Origin of the sequence: Pseudescherichia sp., from assembly GCF_031979925.1 — a bacterium.
Lineage (GTDB): Bacteria > Pseudomonadota > Gammaproteobacteria > Enterobacterales > Enterobacteriaceae > Pseudescherichia.
This window is the reverse complement of sequence record NZ_DALZFB010000010.1, coordinates 1-19,698: the sequence shown is the minus strand read 5'-3', so window position 1 is coordinate 19,698 and position 19,698 is coordinate 1. Positions and strand designations below refer to the sequence as shown.

The 19,698-nt window shown below is 56.1% G+C and carries 17 protein-coding genes; 15 read left to right on the top strand and 2 right to left on the bottom strand.

The features are described 5' to 3' along the window. Positions 1 to 126: 126 nt before the first annotated feature. The 4 genes from RTM13_RS15865 (at position 127) to RTM13_RS15855 (ending at position 3,547) form a co-directional block, all read left to right on the top strand. A complete protein-coding gene (locus RTM13_RS15865; protein WP_312213118.1) occupies positions 127 to 951 on the top strand; it encodes an SDR family oxidoreductase in 825 nt (274 codons plus the stop codon). A 43-nt stretch (positions 952 to 994) separates the two neighbouring features. Then, on the top strand, positions 995 to 1,924 hold the full coding sequence (locus tag RTM13_RS15860) for a LysR substrate-binding domain-containing protein (protein ID WP_312213117.1): 930 nt from the start codon (positions 995 to 997) through the stop codon (positions 1,922 to 1,924). A gap of 212 nt (positions 1,925 to 2,136) precedes the next feature. Continuing rightward, the gene (gene yoeI / locus RTM13_RS20240) at positions 2,137 to 2,199 is read left to right on the top strand and encodes a membrane protein YoeI (RefSeq protein WP_103819469.1); all 63 of its coding nucleotides are present in this window, start codon (positions 2,137 to 2,139) and stop codon (positions 2,197 to 2,199) included. Then, a complete protein-coding gene (locus tag RTM13_RS15855) occupies positions 2,189 to 3,547 on the top strand; it encodes an APC family permease (RefSeq protein ID WP_312213115.1) in 1,359 nt (452 codons plus the stop codon). Before yoeI ends, RTM13_RS15855 begins: the two co-directional genes overlap by 11 nt. A gap of 51 nt (positions 3,548 to 3,598) precedes the next feature. Here the strand turns inward: RTM13_RS15855 and sbcB are convergent, their stop codons facing one another. Next, complete coding sequence (gene sbcB / locus RTM13_RS15850) at positions 3,599 to 5,023, bottom strand: exodeoxyribonuclease I (protein ID WP_312213113.1); 1,425 nt, start codon at positions 5,021 to 5,023, stop codon at positions 3,599 to 3,601. Between the two features lie 202 nt (positions 5,024 to 5,225). On the opposite strand from sbcB, the gene dacD reads away from it, so the two are divergent. The 4 genes from dacD (at position 5,226) to RTM13_RS15830 (ending at position 8,704) form a co-directional block, all read left to right on the top strand. Next, complete coding sequence (gene dacD, locus RTM13_RS15845) at positions 5,226 to 6,395, top strand: serine-type D-Ala-D-Ala carboxypeptidase DacD (protein WP_312213334.1); 1,170 nt, start codon at positions 5,226 to 5,228, stop codon at positions 6,393 to 6,395. A 120-nt stretch (positions 6,396 to 6,515) separates the two neighbouring features. After that, positions 6,516 to 6,989 (top strand): DNA gyrase inhibitor SbmC, encoded by a 474-nt coding sequence (gene sbmC / locus RTM13_RS15840; protein WP_312213112.1) that lies wholly within the window; start codon positions 6,516 to 6,518, stop codon positions 6,987 to 6,989. Positions 6,990 to 7,136: 147 nt separating this feature from the next. After that, entirely contained in the window at positions 7,137 to 8,195 is a 1,059-nt protein-coding gene (locus RTM13_RS15835) for an FUSC family protein (RefSeq protein ID WP_312213110.1), read from the top strand. A gap of 167 nt (positions 8,196 to 8,362) precedes the next feature. Next, positions 8,363 to 8,704: a DUF496 family protein gene (locus RTM13_RS15830; RefSeq protein WP_103819187.1), complete on the top strand. Its 342-nt coding sequence runs from the start codon at positions 8,363 to 8,365 to the stop codon at positions 8,702 to 8,704. Positions 8,705 to 8,763: 59 nt separating this feature from the next. Here RTM13_RS15830 and RTM13_RS15825 read toward each other — a convergent pair whose 3' ends face one another. Then, positions 8,764 to 9,072 (bottom strand): helix-turn-helix domain-containing protein, encoded by a 309-nt coding sequence (locus RTM13_RS15825; RefSeq protein WP_312213107.1) that lies wholly within the window; start codon positions 9,070 to 9,072, stop codon positions 8,764 to 8,766. A 222-nt stretch (positions 9,073 to 9,294) separates the two neighbouring features. On the opposite strand from RTM13_RS15825, the gene fusA reads away from it, so the two are divergent. The 7 genes from fusA to RTM13_RS15790 form a co-directional block, all read left to right on the top strand. Then, entirely contained in the window at positions 9,295 to 11,400 is a 2,106-nt protein-coding gene (gene fusA, locus RTM13_RS15820; protein ID WP_312213105.1) for an elongation factor G, read from the top strand. Positions 11,401 to 11,664: 264 nt separating this feature from the next. Beyond that, positions 11,665 to 12,774, top strand: coding sequence for a branched-chain amino acid ABC transporter substrate-binding protein (locus RTM13_RS15815; protein ID WP_312213103.1), 1,110 nt, complete (start codon positions 11,665 to 11,667; stop codon positions 12,772 to 12,774). 29 nt (positions 12,775 to 12,803) lie between these two features. Further along, positions 12,804 to 13,718 carry an ABC transporter permease subunit gene (locus tag RTM13_RS15810; RefSeq protein ID WP_312213101.1) on the top strand — a complete coding sequence of 305 codons (915 nt, stop codon included), beginning with the start codon at positions 12,804 to 12,806 and terminating at the stop codon, positions 13,716 to 13,718. A gap of 11 nt (positions 13,719 to 13,729) precedes the next feature. Beyond that, complete coding sequence (gene livM, locus RTM13_RS15805; RefSeq protein ID WP_312213099.1) at positions 13,730 to 15,016, top strand: high-affinity branched-chain amino acid ABC transporter permease LivM; 1,287 nt, start codon at positions 13,730 to 13,732, stop codon at positions 15,014 to 15,016. Continuing rightward, positions 15,013 to 15,888 carry an ABC transporter ATP-binding protein gene (locus RTM13_RS15800; protein ID WP_312213097.1) on the top strand — a complete coding sequence of 292 codons (876 nt, stop codon included), beginning with the start codon at positions 15,013 to 15,015 and terminating at the stop codon, positions 15,886 to 15,888. The genes livM and RTM13_RS15800 overlap by 4 nt, the downstream gene beginning before the upstream one ends. Beyond that, positions 15,885 to 16,601, top strand: coding sequence for an ABC transporter ATP-binding protein (locus RTM13_RS15795; RefSeq protein WP_312213095.1), 717 nt, complete (start codon positions 15,885 to 15,887; stop codon positions 16,599 to 16,601). Before RTM13_RS15800 ends, RTM13_RS15795 begins: the two co-directional genes overlap by 4 nt. A gap of 456 nt (positions 16,602 to 17,057) precedes the next feature. Beyond that, a partial coding sequence (locus RTM13_RS15790) for a Tc toxin subunit A (RefSeq protein ID WP_312213093.1) occupies positions 17,058 to 19,698 on the top strand: 2,641 nt, incomplete at its 3' end.

Here is a 19,698-nt window from a genome sequence, read left to right as displayed (position 1 = left end):
ACTTTGCCCGCTGAAAGCAAGGGCTTTTTTTCATCATTAAATCATTTCATCTTGCTTCCATAATTGTCAGTTTCGCTTGCCTGGCGTAGCCTTAATCCTAACGTATGAAAGACGGGAGAATTAAGGATGAAAAAAGTCGCGATTGTCGGTTTAGGCTGGCTGGGGATGCCGCTGGCTCTCTCGTTGCAGTCAAAGGGTTGGCAGGTGACCGGCAGCAAAACCACCCAGGACGGCGTCGAGGCGGCGCGCATGTGCGGCATTGAGAGCTACCCATTGAAGCTCGAACCGGAGCTGATGTGTGACGCTGACGATCTGGAGGCCTTGATGAACGTGGATGCGCTAGTAGTCACGCTGCCCGCCCGGCGTAGCGGTAGCGGGGACACCTTCTATCTGCAGGCGGTGCAGGAGATTGTCGACAGCGCGCTAGCCAGACCTATTCCGCGGATTATCTTTACCAGCTCGACCTCGGTATACGGCAATGCGGAGGGCACCGTAAAAGAGAGCACGCCGCTTCAGCCGGTCACTCAGAGCGGGCGGACCTTAAAGGAGCTGGAGGAGTGGCTGCATAACCTGCCGGGCACCTCGGTAGATATTCTGCGCCTTGCCGGGCTGGTAGGGCCGGGCCGTCATCCGGGCCGCTTCTTTGCCGGGAAAACCGCGCCCGATGGCAGCCACGGCGTCAACCTGGTGCATCTGGAAGACGTTATCGCCGCGATTACGCTGTTATTACAGGCCCCGAAGGGGGGGCACACCTACAATCTCTGCGCGCCGGGGCACCCTGCGCGATCCGAATTTTATCCGGTGATGGCACGCCAGCTGGGGCTGGAGCCGCCGCAGTTTACCGATAGCGGTGCCGGCAGCAAAGGCAAGCGCGTTGACGGGAGCCGCATCACTAATGAACTAGGGTTCGAATATCAGTATCCCGATCCGCTGATCATGCCGATGGAGTAGGGGCAGCAGCCTGGGGACTGGTCGCATACCCTTTGGGGCGAACATGAAACCATTGCTGGATGTTCTCGTTATCCTTGATGCCCTCGAGAAAGAGGGCAGCTTTGCTGCGGCCTCGGCGAAGCTCTATAAAACCCCCTCCGCGCTCAGCTACACCGTGCATAAGCTCGAGAGCGATCTTAATATCCAGCTCCTCGACCGCAGCGGCCATCGGGCCAGGTTTACCCGCACCGGCCAGATGCTGCTGGATAAGGGGAGGGAGGTATTACATACGGTGCGCGAGCTGGAGAAGCAGGCTATTAAGCTCAATGAGGGCTGGGAGAACCATCTGACTATTGGTGTGGATGACACCTTTCCCTTCTCACTGCTGCTACCGCTTATCGACGCGTTTTACCAGCAGCACAGCGTAACCCGGCTGGCGTTTATCAATGGCGTGCTGTCGGGATCGTGGGAGGCGCTAATTCAGGGGCGGGCTGATATTATCGTTGGGGCGTTGCATGACCCCCCATCACTGAGTGGATTTGGCTTTGCCAGGCTGGGTAGCCTGGAACAGGTCTTTGCCGTTGCCCCGCACCATCCGCTCGCTCAGGCGGTGGAGCCGCTGCCCCGACGGGAGATCAAACGTCACCGCGCTATCGTTGTAGGTGAGTCCAGGCCAGGCTGCTCGCGCTCCCAGCTGCTGCTGGAGGATCAGGAGGCGATCACCGTTTTTGATTTTAAGGCTAAACTGGATTTGCTCATTGGTGGCCTGGGCTGTGGCTATCTGCCACGCTATCTGGCACAGCTATTTTTAAATAGCGGTGCGCTGATAGAGAAGCGAGTGGTCGCGCAAATGTCTGCCGAACCGGTGTGGATAGGCTGGAATGAACAGACGGCAGGGTTGGCAAGCGGCTGGTGGTGCACGGAAATTTTAGCAAATAGTGCGATCGCTGGCGTTTATAATCCGGTGAGTGGCCGTGAATCAGGCATTCGTTAAAAAAGAGTTGCCTGATGGTGGTATGCCATCTTGTCATCGCGCCTCAGTTTGGGGCAAAATATGTCGCCTGCAAAAAATGACACTAACCGACGTTAAACGCGTCGGTTATTTTTTTGCATCAAAACGTCATTTAAATCCAAGAGGCCGGGCTTCGTACCGGATAGATACACATTTAAAAACCGACAGTCGTTGTCGCTGAGGAAAGAAACAAAATGGGGCAATTTTTTGCTATTGCGACGGCATTCGCCGTAATGGGGGCTGACCATGTCGCATAACGTTACTCCAAAAACCTCTCGCGTGGAACTGCGTAAATCGCTTACGTTGATTCCGGTTGTTATGATGGGTCTTGCCTATATGCAGCCGATGACGCTGTTCGATACGTTCGGCATTGTCTCTGGTCTGACCGATGGTCATGTCGCGACCGCGTATGCGTTTGCGCTGGTGGCTATTCTCTTTACTGCGCTGAGCTACGGTAAACTGGTGCGTCGTTTCCCGTCCGCTGGCTCAGCCTATACCTATGCCCAGAAATCCATTAGCCCGGCCGTTGGCTTTATGGTGGGCTGGTCGTCGCTGCTGGACTACCTGTTCATGCCGATGATCAACATTCTGCTGGCTAAAATCTACTTCGAAGCGCTGGTGCCCAGCGTGCCGTCGTGGATTTTTGTGGTGGCGCTGGTGGCCTTTATGACCATCTCGAACCTGCGCAGCATTAAATCCGTTGCCAACTTCAACACCCTGATCGTTATTTTGCAGATGGGTATTGTGGCGGCTATCGTCGGTCTGATTATCTACGGTGTGGCGCACGGTGAAGGCGCGGGTACGCTGACCAGCACCCGTCCGTTCTGGTCTGAAGGTGCACACGTGGTACCGATGATCACCGGGGCGACCATTCTGTGCTTCTCGTTCCTCGGCTTCGACGGCATCTCTTCGCTGTCTGAAGAGACCAAGGACGCCGAGCGCGTGATCCCGAAAGCGATCTTCCTGACGGCGCTGATTGGTGGGCTGGTATTTATCTTTGCCTCCTACTTCCTGCAGCTCTATTTCCCGGACATCAGCCGCTTCAAAGATCCTGATGCGTCTCAGCCGGAAATTATGCTCTACGTGGCGGGTAAAACCTTCCAGTTTGGCGTGCTGATCTTCTCGACCATCACCGTACTGGCCTCCGGTATGGCGGCGCACGCGGGCGTCTCTCGCCTGATGTACGTGATGGGCCGTGACGGCGTATTCCCGAGCCGCTTCTTTGGCTATGTGCACCCGAAATGGCGCACTCCGGCGTGGAACGTGCTGCTGGTTGGCGCAATTGCTCTGCTGGCGATTAACTTTGACCTGGTGACCGCGACGGCGCTGATTAACTTCGGTGCGCTGGTAGCCTTTACCTTTGTTAACCTGTCGGTGATCTCGCAGTTCTGGATCCGTGAGAAGCGTAACAAGACCCTGAAGGATCACTTCCAGTTCCTGATCCTGCCGCTGTGCGGTGCTCTGACCGTGGGCGCGCTGTGGCTGAACCTGGAAGAGAGCTCAATGATTCTGGGCCTGATCTGGGGCGGTATTGGTCTGGTCTACCTGGCCTGCGTGACCAAAAGCTTCCGTAACCCGGTTCCACAGTACGAAGACGTGGCGTAATAGCGTTAAGCCGTAAACAGAAAAGCCAGCTGAGAAGCTGGCTTTTTTTATTTACACTATCTCTTGCGCGTACTGATACAGGGCTTTAATCAGGGCCAGCTTTTCGCTATCGCCAGCGTGCTGCTGGTAAAGCGCCTCCAGCTCCTCCGCCCAGGCCTGCAAGAACTCCGGCGTAAAGACGTTACGGCGATGCTGGAGCCAGCGCTGCTGCTCGTTCTCATCCAGCGTGCCGGGGAAGTTACGCGCCCGGTAGTTAAACAGCAGCTGCTCAATGCGCTTGTCGGCGAAGGTGATATCCAGCGCCGGCAGGTTTTGCGGATCGGTCGCCAGCACGATTTTCATCGCCGCGCGATCGGCATCGCTGAAGAAGCCGTTATAGAGCTGGGCGTCAACGTTATCAGACGGCACAAACGGCTCGGCCTCGGCGAAGATAGCCAGCACCTTCTCACGGACCTGTGGGTTATCGCGCAGAATCTGCAGGTTTGCCAGGCAGGCCTGGCGGTTGATGCCCAGCCGATCGGCATCCTCCGGGCGTAGCGTATTCGCCTGCGCTAGCACCGGGCACTTGTTGAGATGCACCAGCTTTACCGGTACGGCGGAGGCATCGCCCAGATCCGCCTTCGCCGTGTAGAGACGCTCGCGTAGCGCATCGGCATCCAGCGCCAGCAGCGGGGACATATCCCCAGCCAAATCGACCATAATCACCGCGTTACGGTTCTCAGGGTGCCAGGCAAGGGGCGCTACCCAGCTGGTATTGCCGCGATCGGCACCGAACATGCCAGAGACGTGTACCAGCGGCTTCATCTGTGGCACATCGATGAGCGAGGTTAGCTTCTGCTTGCTGCGGTAGGTATAGAGATAGTTAAACAGTTTCGGCTGGCGAGCTTTTACCAGCTGCGCCATAGCAATGGTGGCGTAGACGTCTGCCATCGCGTCGTGGGCGTTGCTGTGCTCGATGCCGTTGGCTTTGGTCAGGTGCTCCAGACGGAAACTCGGCAGGCCGTCATCGTTCTCTGGCCAGTTGATGCCCTCCGGGCGCAGGGCGTAGCAGGCGCGCATCACATCCAGCAGATCCCAGCGGGAGTTACCATGCTGCCAGCTCCATGCGTAGGGATCGTAGAAGTTGCGGTAGAAAACGTTACGGGTGACTTCATCATCGAAGCGGACGTTGTTATAGCCCACTACGCAGGTTTCCGGCACGGTAAAGATGTCATGGATACGCTTTGCGAAAGCGGCTTCGTTGTCACCTTTCTCCCGGGCGATCTGCGGCGTAATACCGGTGATCATCACGGCTCCCGGCTGCGGCAGATAGTCATCGGCAGGCTGGCAGTAGAACACCTCTGGCTCGCCGATGGGCGTAAATTCCTCGTCGGTGCGGATGGCGGCAAACTGCGCCGGCCGGTCCAGCGACGGGCTGGTACCGAAGGTTTCGTAATCGTGGAATAAAAAGGTTGGCTGCGCAGCGGAATCTGACACCTGAAATCGTCCTGTTGTTATGTGACCTCTTTATGGTAAACCATGCCGCCCGCTAAGCAGAAATAAAAGCGCTGTTTTTACCAGAACTGCGCGCCTGCTTCCGCTTCGCATCCTTCTGTTGTCACATTTGTTTGCAATTGTTCCAGGATTCGACACAGGATTTTCCGTAAAAAGGTCAGCTCTTTTGTACGACCTTAAGGATATCCTCTTGAAACGCCGTTTGTTTATTGCCGCTTCCCTCCTTGCTGTTTGCGTGAATTCTGCGCTGGCTGCCGATCTCTCTTTCGCGGTACAGCCTCCGCAGATCCAGGCCGGAGCCTGGGTATTAATGGACTACACCACGGGGCAGATATTGACCGCAGGCAATGAACATCAGCAGCGTAACCCGGCCAGCCTGACCAAGCTAATGACCGGCTACGTGGTTGACCGCGCTATTGATAGCAAACGCATTACGCCGGACGATATTGTTACCGTTGGTAAAGACGCCTGGGCGAAGGGAAATCCGGTATTTGATGGCTCCTCGCTGATGTTTATCAAGCCTGGGGATCGCATCTCGGTGCGTGATTTGAGCCGGGGTCTCATCGTTGACTCCGGCAACGACGCCTGCGTGGCGCTGGCGGACTATGTCGCGGGGGGCCAGCCGCAGTTTGTGAAGATGATGAACAGCTATGCGCAGAAGCTCAACCTGCGCGATACCCACTTTGAGACCGTCCACGGTCTGGATGCGCCGGGCCAGCACAGCTCGGCCTACGATCTGGCCGTGCTCTCTCGGGCCATCATCCACGGTGAACCTGAGTTCTACCATATGTACAGCGAGAAGAGCCTTACCTGGAACGGTATCACTCAGCAGAACCGTAACGGCCTGCTGTGGGATAAGTCGCTCAACGTTGATGGCCTGAAAACTGGCCACACCTCCGGAGCGGGCTTTAACCTTATCGCCTCCAGCGTTAACGGCCAGCGGCGGCTGATTGCCGTCATCATGGGTGGGGAAAGCCCCAAAGGGCGTGAGGAGCAGGCGCGTAAGCTGCTGCACTGGGGTGATGATAACTTCGATACCGTGCAGATCCTGCATAAGGGTAAGCAGGTGGGTAACGAGCGCATCTGGTACGGCGATAAAGAGAAGGTGTCGCTGGGCACGGATCGTGACTTCTGGCTGGCGCTGCCTAAAGCAGATCTGGACCATATCAAAGCTAAGTACGTGCTGACCAGTAAAGAGCTGGAAGCGCCGCTGCCCGCGAATCAGCAGGTTGGCGAAGTGGAGCTGTACGATAAAGACAAGCTGATTGCCCGCTCACCGCTGGTGACTCTGGAAGCGGTGGAAAAAGGCGGCGTATTTTCCCGAATGAGTGACTACCTGCACCACGCGCTGTAAGAGAAGTGGGCAGGCTGGCAACTCTGCGAGTCTGCTCGCATACTAAGCAGTCAAGGGGTGACAGTAAGCCCTTAAAAAGAGAGAGTGTATTTCCATACAGCAATCAATCGCGGAGGCAGCATGGACTACAGTATCAGACAGCTTGATAAGCGCACCATCGCCGGGTTTCATCTGGTGGGGCCGTGGGAAAAGACCGTTAAGCAAGGGTTTGAACAGCTCAGCATGTGGGTGCAAAGTAAGAATCTCCAGCCGCAGGAGTGGATCGCCGTCTACTACGATAACCCCGACGAGGTTCCGCCGGAGAAGCTACGCGCCGACACGGTAATTTCGGTGCCTGCAGGCTTTACGATACCGGAAAACAGCGAAGGGGTGATCCTGAGCGAGCTGCCCGGCGGCCAGTATGCCGTCGCCCGGGCCAGGGTCTATAACGAAGAGTTTGAGAAGACGTGGGATCTCTTTTTCGACAGCCTGCTCCCGGATGCCTACTACCAGATAGCCGCCCGTCCCTGCTTTGAGCGCTATCTGAATGCGGACAGCAGCAGCGGCTACTGGGACGTTGAGATGCACATTCCCGTTGAGCCTAAGTCGCTGTAAGCACCCGCTTACTGTTGATCCTGTCGGCCTGTTTAACGGGTTTGGTTGATGTTTAAGCAGTTTCTCGGGGCTTTCAGCAACAATGCTGAGGCCCCGGCGCGAAAATTCGCTACAATTGCGCCTTTGTCGTTTTAGCCGGAGAGCGTGGTGCGCACCGACAAATCACTTAGCCCCTTTGAAATACGCCTGTACCGTCACTATCGCCTCGTGCACGGGGCCAGGATAGCGCTGGCGTTTATCCTTACCTTTCTGCTGGTGCGCCTGCTAAACATCCCGGAGGGGACCTGGCCGCTGATCACCCTGGTGGTGGTGATGGGGCCGATCTCTTTCTGGGGGAATGTGGTACCGCGCGCTTACGAGCGCATTGGTGGGACGATCCTCGGCTCGGCGCTGGGGCTGATCGCCCTGAAGCTGGAGCTGATCTCCCTGCCGCTGATGCTGCTCTGGTGCGCCGTCGCCATGTTCCTCTGCGGCTGGCTGGCGCTGGGCAAGAAGCCTTACCAGGCGCTGCTGATTGGTATTACGCTTGCAGTGGTGGTAGGTGCTCCGGCGGGGGATATGCACACCGCACTGTGGCGCGGTGGCGATGTGATCTTAGGCTCGCTGCTGGCGATGCTCTTTACCGGCATCTGGCCGCAGCGGGCTTTTCTGCACTGGCGTATCCAGATGGCGAGCTACGTCACCAGCTTTAACCGGGTCTACCAGGCGGGCTTTTCGCCTAACCTGGTGGAGCGACCGAGGCTGGAGAAGCATCTGCAAAAGATCCTCAACGACGTGGTGAAGATGCGCGGCCTGATTGTTCCTGCCAGCAAGGAGACGCACATTCAGAAAGCGATCTTCGAAGCCATTCAGACCGTGAGCCGCAATATGGTGTGCATGCTTGAGCTACAGATCAACGCTCACTGGGCGTCACGGGCCAGCCACTTCGTGATGCTTAACGCCCGCACTATCCGTGAGACGCAGACCATGACCCAGCAGACGCTGCTGACCATCGCCCATGCGCTCTACGAGGGCAATCCGCAGCCTATCCTCGCGAACAGCGAGCGGCTTAACGAAATTGTGGCGGAGCTGCGCCAGCTGATCCAGCAGCGTAAAGATGAGACCCTGGCAGAAACGCCGATGCACGGTTACGTTTGGTTAAGCATGGAGCTGGCGCGCCAGTTAGAGCTGCTCTCGCATCTTATCTGTCGGGCGCTGCGCAAATAAGCCGCATCCGTCTGTTGATTGCTGGCAGGTTGTTTCGATTCAGCCTGATTTAGGGTTATGATATTTGAAAGGATAAAACCATTGTCATCAGCAACGGCTAAAAGTAATGTTTACCCTACAGCGGTTGCTTTAACGAATCCGAATCTGATACTAGCAGGGGTGTAAAAATGGAAACTACTAAGCCTTCATTCCAGGACGTTCTGGAGTTCGTACGTCTGTTCCGCCGTAAGAACAAATTACAGCGTGAAATTCAGGACGTTGAGAAAAAGATCCGTGATAACCAGAAACGCGTTCTGCTGCTGGACAACCTGAGCGACTACATCAAGCCGGGAATGAGCGTTGAAGCGATCCAGGGCATCATCGCCAGCATGAAAAGCGACTACGAGGACCGCGTAGATGACTACATCATCAAAAACGCCGAGATCTCAAAAGAGCGTCGTGAAATCTCTAAAAAGCTGAAAACGATGGGCGAGCTGAAGCACGCCGTCGTTGAAGCAAAAGACGAGTAATCCCCCCGGGTGAGAGCCGGCCTCTCACCCTTTGCGACCCCCCATCAGGTCGCGTCAAACTACTGCTCGGCATGAATGGCGTTGAGCAGGATATCCATTAGCCCAGGAAAACGGGCATCGAGGTCGTCCCGGCGCAGCGAGATAAGGTTTTCGCGGCCCTGCGGACGCTGCCAGATCACGCCGCTGTCGCGCAGCACGCGCCAATGGTGGGTCATGGTCGATTTTGCCACATCCTTTCGCAACGACCCGCAGGCCTGCTCTCCTTCATCCGCCAGGGTTCTGACTATCTCCAGGCGCAGCGGATTTCCCAGCGCAAAAAGTACATTTTCAAGGCGGATTTTTGCCCGTTCGGGATGGCTGGCAATCATAGTGTTCCTGTGTCAATAAGCACAAATAGTGACCAGCTAGCTGGCTAACTCATACTATACCTAAACCCAGCGGCGAGTACCATGCGGCAGCAGCAGCGAGATTATCATCCACAACTATAGCTAAAATAGTTCGAATATACTCGTACAGTTGGACTATGATGATGACGTTAAACCCAAATGGCCGCTCTGGCCGCTAACTGTCAAACTGACTAAGGACGCATCATGCCCCGACCCATCCCCCTCAAGCGCTATCGCAACATTGGTATCTCTGCCCACATTGATGCCGGCAAAACCACCACCACTGAACGGATCCTGTTTTACACCGGCATGAGCCATAAGCTGGGTGAGGTTCACGATGGCGCAGCGACGACAGACTGGATGGCGCAGGAGCAGGAGCGCGGAATTACCATTACCTCAGCCGCCGTAAGCTGCTTCTGGCCCGGCATGGACCGGGGCTATGAGCCGCACCGTATCAATATCATCGACACCCCCGGCCACGTTGACTTCACCATCGAGGTGGAGCGCTCGATGCGCGTGCTGGACGGCGCGGTAATGGTCTATGACTCCGTAGGCGGCGTACAGCCCCAGTCGGAGACCGTCTGGCGGCAGGCCAACAAGTACCACGTTCCCCGGCTGGCTTTCGTTAACAAGATGGACCGCCCCGGCGCGGACTTCTTCCGCGTGGTGCAGATGATGATCGACCGCCTGAAGGCGCACCCGGTGCCGATTGTGATCCCTATTGGGGCGGAAGAGCACTTCACCGGCGTGGTGGATCTGATCAAGATGCGTGAAATCATCTGGGACGACACCACCCAGGGGATGGCCTTCAATTACGCGCCGGTGCCGGACGAGTTGCTGGCGACGGCGAAAGAGTGGCGTGAAAAGATGGTCTCGGCGGCGGCGGAAGCCAGCGAAGAGCTAATGGATAAGTATCTGGAAAACGGCGATCTGGAGGAGGCGGAGATCATCAGCGGCCTGCGCGCCCGCACCGTGGCCGGTGAGATCCAGCCCGTGCTCTGCGGTAGCGCCTTTAAAAATAAAGGGGTACAGCGCGTGCTCGACGCGGTGGTCGAGCTGATGCCATCCCCGCTTGATATTCCGGCTATTAAGGGCGTGGATGAGAAGGGGGCGACCGCCGAACGCCATCCGGACGATCGCGAGCCGTTCTCCGCCCTGGCCTTTAAGCTGATGACTGACCCCTATGTGGGCCAGCTCACCTTTATCCGTGTCTACTCCGGCGTGTTGAAAAAAGGCGACGCGGTCTGGAACCCGGTGAAAGGCAAGAAGGAGCGCATTGGGCGTATCGTGCTGATGCACGCCAACGATCGCCACGAGGTAGACGAACTGCGGGCGGGGGATATCGCCGCCTGCGTCGGGTTGAAAGATGTCACTACTGGCGACACTCTGTGTGCTCCGGATGCGGTGATCACCCTTGAACGCATGGAGTTTCCCGATCCGGTGATCTCCCTGGCGATTGAACCGAAGACCAAGGCGGATCAGGAGAAGATGGGTATCGCGTTGCAGAGGCTGGCGGCGGAGGATCCCTCGTTCCATCTGCATACCGATGAAGAGTCGGGCCAGACCATCATCTCCGGCATGGGCGAGCTGCATCTGGAGATCATCGTCGACCGCATGCGGCGGGAGTTCGGCGTGGAGGCCAACATTGGTCGTCCGCAGGTAACCTACCGGGAGACGATACGCAAAACGGTGAAGGATATTGAAGGCAAATTTGTTCGCCAGTCCGGCGGTAAAGGGCAGTACGGTCACGTGGTGCTGACCCTGGAGCCGCTTGAGGGGGGCAAAGGCTTTATCTTCGAGGATGCTACCAAGGGTGGGGTGGTACCCCGGGAGTTTATCCCGTCGGTGGAGAAAGGCCTGCGGGAGGCGATCAATAACGGCGTGCTGGCGGGCTATCCGGTGGTCGATATCAAGGCAACGCTGACCTTCGGCTCCTATCACGATGTCGACTCCTCGGAGCTGGCTTTCCGCATGGCGGCGATTTTTGGTTTTAAAGAGGGAGCCAGACGCGCCGATCCGGCGATCCTCGAGCCAGTCATGCACGTTGAGGTAGAGACACCGGAAGAGTATGCCGGCAACGTGATGGGGGATCTCTCCTCCCGTCGCGGCATGGTGCAGGGGATGGACGAGCGGCTGGGGAGCCAGATCATCCGTGCCGACGTGCCGCTGGCGGAGATGTTTGGCTACTCCACCACGCTGCGCTCGATGTCCCAGGGGCGCGCCACCTATAGCATGGAGTTTCACCACTACGCGGAAGCGCCGCGTAACGTGGCGGACAGCATTATCGCCAGCCGGGCCAAAACGTCATAACCGGCTAAACAACACCCGCTAAACCCGCCCCGGCATGGCTAACCCTGCCGGGGCGCTCATTTTTTTCCGCGCAGCGGCAAAATCTCTTCACTCAGTGATCTCCGCTGCAAATTTGTACAAGCGGGGTGCGCAGTCTCACTTTCCCACAGCTATGTTTAAGATTCTGGACGGTCCGGAAACCGCGTAGCCCAGCCAGCCATGTGATGGCGACCTCTTCCACGCCGCCGCTGGCGTCGGGTTCTGAACCGTGCTGAGGATTAACACATGTCTATCAAAACGCTTACGTTACCGCTTGCTCTGCTGAGCTGTTTAGGTGCTGCGTTTTATGCGCAGGCGGATATCACCATCGGCGTGGCCGGGCCGTTCACCGGACCCAACGCGACCTATGGGGCGCAATACTGGAAAGGGGCAACCCAGGCGGCGGCGGATATCAACGCTGCTGGCGGCATCAAGGGCGAGAAGATCGTGCTGGTGCAGGGTGACGACGCCTGTGAACCCAAGCAAGCGGTGGCGGTGGCCAACCGGCTGGTAGACGAAGAGAAGGTCTCCGCCGTAGTGGGCCACTTCTGCTCCTCCTCAACCATGCCCTCGTCCGAGGTCTATGACGAAGCGGGCGTGCTGACCATCACACCTGGCTCCACTAATCCGCAAATTACCGAGCGGGGCATGCAGAGTATGTTTCGCATGTGCGGCCGCGACGACCAACAGGGCGTGGTGGCGGCAAACTATATTCTCGACGTGCTGAAGGCGAAAAAGGTTGCCGTGATCCACGATAAAGATACCTACGGCCAGGGGCTGGCGGATGCGATGCGCGCGGCGCTGGAGAAGCGCGGTACTAAAGAGGTGCTCTATGAGGGGCTGTCCCGGGGCGAAAAAGATTTCAACGCGCTGGTCACTAAAATCGGGGCGCTGAAGCCTGACGTGGTCTACTTCGGCGGCTGCCATCCCGAGGCCGGGCCGCTGGTACGCCAGATGCGCGAGCAGGGGGTAGAGGCCAAATTCTTCTCCGGCGACTGCGTGGTGACCGAGGAGTTGGTGACGGCAGCAGGCGGGCCGCAGTTCACCAACGGTGTGCTGATGACCTTTGGCAAGGATCCGCGCACTATCCCGGCCGGGAAGGCGGTAATTGAGAAATTCCGCGCCGGCGGCTTTGAGCCGGAAGGCTATACCCTCTACGCCTATGCCTCAATTCAGGCCCTCGCTGCCGCCTATAACGCCGTCGGCAAAGACAATGAGAAAGCCAGTGCCTGGCTGAAGTCAAACAGCGTGGACACGGTGATGGGACCGAAAGCCTGGGATGGGAAGGGCGATCTCAAGGTCTCAGACTACGTCGTCTATCAGTGGGATGACAAAGGCAAATATCACCAGCTGTAATCCCACTTACCGGGGCGAGGGCGTTCACTATGGATGCATTCTTCTTGCAGCAGCTTATCAACGGCCTGACGCTGGGAGCGGTGTATGGCCTGATCGCCATCGGCTACACGATGGTGTACGGCATCATCGGGATGATTAACTTTGCTCACGGCGAGGTTTACATGATCTCGGCCTATCTCTGCGCCATCGGTCTCGGGCTGCTCTCGTGGTTTGGTCTGCACTCCTTCCCGCTGCTGATCTTTGGCACGCTGATTTTTACCGTGGTGGTCACCGGCGTGTACGGCTGGACGATTGAGCGCATCGCCTACCGGCCTCTGCGCAACTCCACGCGCCTCGCCCCGCTGATCTCGGCGATTGGCATGTCGCTGATCCTGCAAAACTATGTCCAGATCGCCCAGGGGCCGAACCAGCAGGGGATCCCAACCCTGCTGAGCGGCGTGCTGCGCGTGGATGTTGGCGACGGTATCGTCCAGATCACCTGGACCAAAATTTTTATTCTGCTGGCGGCGTTCGCAGGGATGCTGCTACTGACATGGATAATTCAGTTTACCCGGCTGGGACGCATCTGCCGCGCCACGCAGCAGGATCGGCGGATGGCCTCGATCCTCGGCATCAATACCGATCGGGTTATCTCGCTGGTGTTTGTGATGGGCGCGGCGATGGCGGGACTGGCCGGGGTGCTGGTGACCATGAACTATGGCACCTTTGATTTCTATATCGGTTTTATCATCGGTATTAAGGCCTTTACCGCCGCCGTGTTGGGTGGCATCGGTTCGCTGCCCGGCGCGATGCTGGGAGGTCTGCTGCTGGGGGTAGCCGAAGCGCAGTTTGCCGGGCTGGTCAACTCTGACTATAAGGACGTCTTCTCCTTTGCGCTGCTGGTCGCCATCCTGATTTTCCGTCCGCAGGGGCTGCTGGGCCGCCCGGTGGTGGCGAAGGTATGAGGAGCGCGAGCATGACGGATGAGACACTAAAGCCCCGGCTGGCTCTTAAGCAGTGCCTACGGGATACCCTCCTTGCGGGGCTGTGCGCGCTGGTGGTGTTCGGGCCTATCATCGGGGTGGTGCTTAGGGGCTACAGCTTTAACCTGGCCCCGGGACGTGTTGCGCTGCTGGTCGCTATCGTTATGGCCGGTCGCTTTCTGCTGAGCCTGGCGCTGCAAACGGCGCGCGGGCGACAATTCACCCGCCGCTTTGAGAGCGCCAACGATGGGGTGTTTGTCCGCTCGCCGGATCATACCTCCCATCTGCGCTGGATTGGTCCCCTGCTGCTGGTGCTGGCGATGCTCTTTCCCTTCGTCGCCAGTAAATACCTTCTGACCGTAGCGATCCTCGGGCTAATCTACGTCCTGCTCGGGTTGGGACTCAACATCGTGGTGGGGCTGGCTGGCCTGTTGGACCTCGGCTACGTTGCGTTTTACGCCATTGGTGCCTACGGACTGGCGCTGGGGTATCAGTACCTCGGCCTGGGCTTCTGGGTAATGCTTCCCCTGGGCGCGATTATTGCCGCACTGGCCGGGGCGCTGCTGGGCTTCCCGGTGCTGCGGATGCACGGCGACTATCTGGCGATTGTCACCCTCGGCTTCGGAGAGATTATCCGTCTTGTACTCAATAACTGGCTGAGCTTTACCGGTGGGCCAAACGGCATCTCGGTGCCTGCGCCGACCTTTTTAGGCCTGGAGTTTGGCCGTCGGGCAAGAGACGGCGGCGTTCCCTTTCATGAATTTTTTGGCATTACTTATAACCCTAACCTTAAGTTTATCTTTATCTACGCGGTTCTGGTTCTGGTGGTGGTATTCGTGCTGTTTATCAAGCACCGGCTCACCACTATGCCTATTGGCCGAGCCTGGGAGGCGCTGCGAGAGGATGAGGTAGCCTGCCGCTCGCTCGGCTTAAATCATGTCCTGGTCAAGCTGTCGGCGTTTATGCTCGGTGCCTCTACCGCTGGGATTGCAGGCGTCTTCTTCGCTACCTATCAAGGATTTGTGAATCCCACCTCGTTTACCTTTTTTGAATCAGCGCTCATTCTCGCCATCGTCGTACTGGGTGGGATGGGATCGACGCTGGGGGTGGTGCTGGCCGCGTTTATTCTTACCGTCGCCCCGGAGCTGCTGCGGGACTTTGCCGAGTACCGGGTGTTGCTATTTGGCATGCTGATGGTGCTGATGATGATCTGGCGGCCGCGCGGCCTGGTCCGCACCAGCCGGGCCGGGTTTGTCGTACGTAAGGGCGTTGCGCCATGAGCGACGCCATCCTACGCGTGGAAAATCTGATGATGCACTTCGGCGGTATCAAAGCCCTCAACGATGTCAGCCTGGAGGTGGAGCGCGGGTCGATCACCGCGCTTATCGGCCCCAACGGCGCGGGGAAAACCACGGTGTTCAACTGTCTGACCGGCTTTTACCAGGCCTCTGGCGGCTCGATCCTGTTGGAGACGAGAACGCGTACCACTGACATCGTACAGGTACTGGGCCAGACGCTGCGAGTGGATGATTTCCTCCATCCACGGCGTTTAAGCTCCCGGCTGTGGTACAAGATGTTTGGCGGTACCCATCTGGTTAACCGCGCCGGGCTGGCGCGCACCTTTCAGAACATCCGCCTGTTTCGCGAGATGTCGGTGGTGGAGAACCTGCTGGTGGCTCAGCACATGCAGGCCAACCGCAACCTTATCGCCGGGATCTTTAATACGCCGGACTACCGTCGGGCGGAGAGCCAGGCCCTGGACCGGGCCTTCTACTGGCTGGAGGTGGTTGAGATGGTGGAGTGTGCCAACCGACTGGCCGGAACGCTCTCCTACGGACAGCAGCGACGGCTGGAGATCGCCCGCGCCATGTGCACCGGGCCGGAGATGATCTGCCTTGATGAACCCGCTGCCGGACTCAACCCCGTTGAGACACATGACCTGAGCCGGATCGTTCGTACCTTGCGCGAGCAGCATGGGGTAACGGTGCTGCTGATCGAGCATGACATGGGCATGGTCATGGCGATTGCCGACTGGGTCATTGTCCTCGATCACGGCAACGTTATTGCGCGCGGCACGCCAAAGGCAATCCAGGCCAACGCTAACGTCATTGCTGCCTATCTCGGTACCGACGAGGAGGCGATAGATCGATGAGCCAGCCGCTGCTTGAGTTTCGCCGGGTCGACGTTTTTTATGGCCCAATCCAGGCCCTGAAGAACGTGTCACTGACGGTAAACGAGGGCGAGACCGTCTCGTTGATTGGTGCGAACGGGGCGGGCAAGTCGACCCTGCTGATGTCGGTCTTTGGCCAGCCGCGCATCGTCAGCGGAGAGATACGCTATCGCGGAGAGGATATCAGCCGTAAATCCACCCACTTTATTGCCAGCAACGGTATTGCTCAGGCTCCGGAAGGGCGGCGCATTTTTCCAGACATGACGGTGGAGGAGAACTTACTGATGGGTACCATCCCCATCGGCGATCGCTACCTGAAAGAGGATAAGGCCCGGATGTATGACATCTTTCCGCTACTGAAAGAGCGGCGCAGCCAGCGAGCAATGACTCTCTCCGGCGGTGAGCAGCAGATGCTCGCCATCGCCCGGGCGCTAATGAGCCGCCCCCGACTGCTGCTGCTGGATGAACCCAGCCTCGGACTCGCCCCGCTGGTGGTGAAGCAGATTTTCCATATCCTACGCGAGCTGACTCAAGGGGGAATGACGCTGTTTCTGGTGGAGCAGAATGCCAATCATGCTCTGAAGCTCTCCGACCGCGCTTATGTAATGGTCAACGGTGAGATCCGTCTCAGCGGTAGCGGCGCGCAGCTGCTGGCTGATCCCGATGTTCGTAAAGCCTATCTGGGCGGAGTTTAATCCTGCATCCCTGCCTTTTCTTAAAAAAATCTTCTCATTCTAAACGTTAAATTTCTTTATCAAACAAAAGTTATATATTCAGATAATTAAATCAATAAGAGTATAGTGCATGAAAATAAATACGACGATGTGCATTTTAGAGTCGGATGCATGTAATCTTTAATTTATATAGCGCTCATTATTTTTAACCCTTCCAGTTAGTCTCCTTTCCCGGTAAACCTATTTTTAGATTTCAATGTATAAAAAATGATTGTTGCTTACCCTATTGTTTATATTGAATTTTTTTTGACGATTCTTATCGCGAGTTGCATATTTTTATATTTTGTTAAAACTGATCGTAACTCGTTAGTTTAAGGCGATGGATATCTAAAAAACACGGTGTATTAGTATGAGGTGATTCTTATCAAGAAAATCATCTCCTCCTCATCTATATAGTAAACTCACTGGAGCTATATTATGACTCTCTCTGTTAGCCCTGCGCTTGTGCAGGTAGAGACCGCTTTAAAGGTCTCTCCCGGCAGCTTTGCTAAAAATAACTACCGCTCTGTCTTTGACGTTGCCCGCATGTCCCGCAAACAGTTTATCGCCGACAACATTTCGTGGCTGGGGCTGCGCGGTGGCAGGGCATGGGACCTTGCCGTGGGGCAGGCCCAGCATATCCGCCGCCTGTTTCGTGAAAACCAGCTTACCCGGCAGGTTCGCCAAGGTTTGCCGCAGACGCTCAGCGGTCAGCAGGTGGTAAACAGCACTTCTCCAAATAATATTCAGGGCCTGGTGCAGGATGGCCCGACCTGGCGGAACCAGTTTGCCGAAAACTGGCAGGCCTACTGTCAGTCCGGCGCGCCTGAGGCGGTCGATTCCCCGGTGAGCTACCTGACCTGGCTCTATAAGCAGGCATTGACCTATGAGCAGGAAATCAGCGCCAGCAGCACAGCGGATCAGGTGCTTACGCTCACCGAGCGCCGACCGGACCTGGCCACCCTGACGATAGACAACGATGCTATCAATCAGCAGATCCCAGCGCTGCAGCTGGTGAACGAAATTCTTGAGGAGAGCATCGCCACCGTTCTCCCTGCCAATCAAAGCGTGGATGAAACGTTGGCAGAGACTCGCTACCCGACGCTGCTGCCGTACCACTTCCCGCACGACCAGGTGGAGCTGGCTCTACAAAATGCCAGCGTGCCGCTGGAGGAGATTATCAGCGAGACCGCTACCGACTGGCCGTGGTTCCTGAATGATTCATGGCAAGGCGCACGCAGCGCAAGCAGCGCCGAACTGGCCAGCAGGCTGGCCCCGGAGCAGCAGACGCTGGTGACCGAAGCAGATAACAGCACTGGCTCTGACCTGACGGCATTTTATAAAACGAACCTCGGCGTGGAAACGGCGGACTATATCCCGTTTGCAGATCTCGATACCTTCACACACCAGCTAGGGCTCACCGTGCCGCAGGTAGAGGAGCTGGTGGCGGGGAATGCGGGGGGAAGCAGCGTTGTTATTTCATCAGAAGTATCCAGCCTGAGTGGCAATGGCCTGGAGGTTATCGGGGCGGAGTTTGCTTCCGGCCGCTTTGGTTCCTCATTGTCTCTCTATAATCGGCAAGACAGCTATGGCCGCTTTCTGTCTGATGCTGGGCCAGCCGCCGCGATGAAAGGAGATCAATCATTTTCCATCACTATGTGGGTTAATGTTTCAACTAAACCTACTGATAATCAGATGCCCATCATCTGTAATTGTCTTATGAATAGTGATGTCCCGGGGATACGCTTTTGTGTAAACAGCGGTGATTTTTTGCTTGGTATTACTGATGCTACCAGGGCTGGAGTCGATAATGACAAAAAAAATAGCGATGGGGCCACTGCTGAAGTCTCTTTTAATGTGTGGTATTTAATCTGCCTCACATGGGACAGCGTTAACAAGAGTGCAGGTGTATATTATCAGAAGCTCGGAAGCGATACCGTAAGCACTATTACAGTCGATGCCTCTTCTCTGACGGGTGATATGATAACAGCGAAAGATTTTACATGGGTTTTGAATGACTCGGGCGATGCAAGCTATTATAAAAGTCATCCAGCGCCAGCCACACTTGTTAATTGTAAATATGATGATATTGGCATTTTCTCTGGCGTGCTGAGTAAAGATGATTTTAGTATGGTATTTAATGCTGGATCTCCTTTGTCAGATATAAATTCAGGATTGAGTATACCGTATGCATATTACTATCCTATTGATGAAAGTGAGAGTAGTTGCCAATACGGCGCGGCTTTTATTAATGCTGGTAAAGCGCCTGCTGTTAAGCTGGCTGTGCCTGAACCATCAGAGCTGATATTCTCAAATACCACCTATGTTAATGGTAAGTTTGGTCAGGGGATTCAGACAACCGGTTCTAGCGACAGCTATTTCTATTTCCAGCCAGAAGGAAGAATTGCTCAGGCGATGAAAGGAGATAAATCTTTTACTCTCGGGTTTTGGTTTTATAGGAACACCTACACTAAAAACCGCATAGCAATTTTTAGTAACGCTGGTGATGCGAACAATACATCTCATTCCTCTGGGTTTTATTTATGCACGCATGGTAATGACAGTGGCATGCAAGAAGTATTAGCTTATACCATAGACGATAGTAATGGAAAAAATACGGGAAATTGGTGGTATAAACATTTACCAATAAAAAGCTGGTACTATGTTGCACTTTCTTGGGATGCTGGAGCTCGTCAGGCTTATTGGTATACTATAGAAAATGGCAATTCTGTCTCTGTTCCAACTGTCACCCTTGATGCTTTCAGTCTTGGTGATATTACGACAGCAGACGGTTTTACTTGGGCATTTAATACCTGTGGTGATCTAAAGCGCGGTATGTATGCTGAAGATAATATTTCTAATTTTATCTATGACGATATAGTCGTATTTAACCGCGCGCTGACGACTGAGGAAATTAATATTATAGCCACCTCCGGCAAACCCGTTGCCGAAACGGACCTTTCCGGTTTCTCAGCGGCCTGTATCTGGACCTCGTCCCTCGATCATGGAGTACAGAACCTCTCTGATGCCCGCATGGACCGCATCAACCGGATGGTACGTCTGCAGCGCTGGCTGGGCC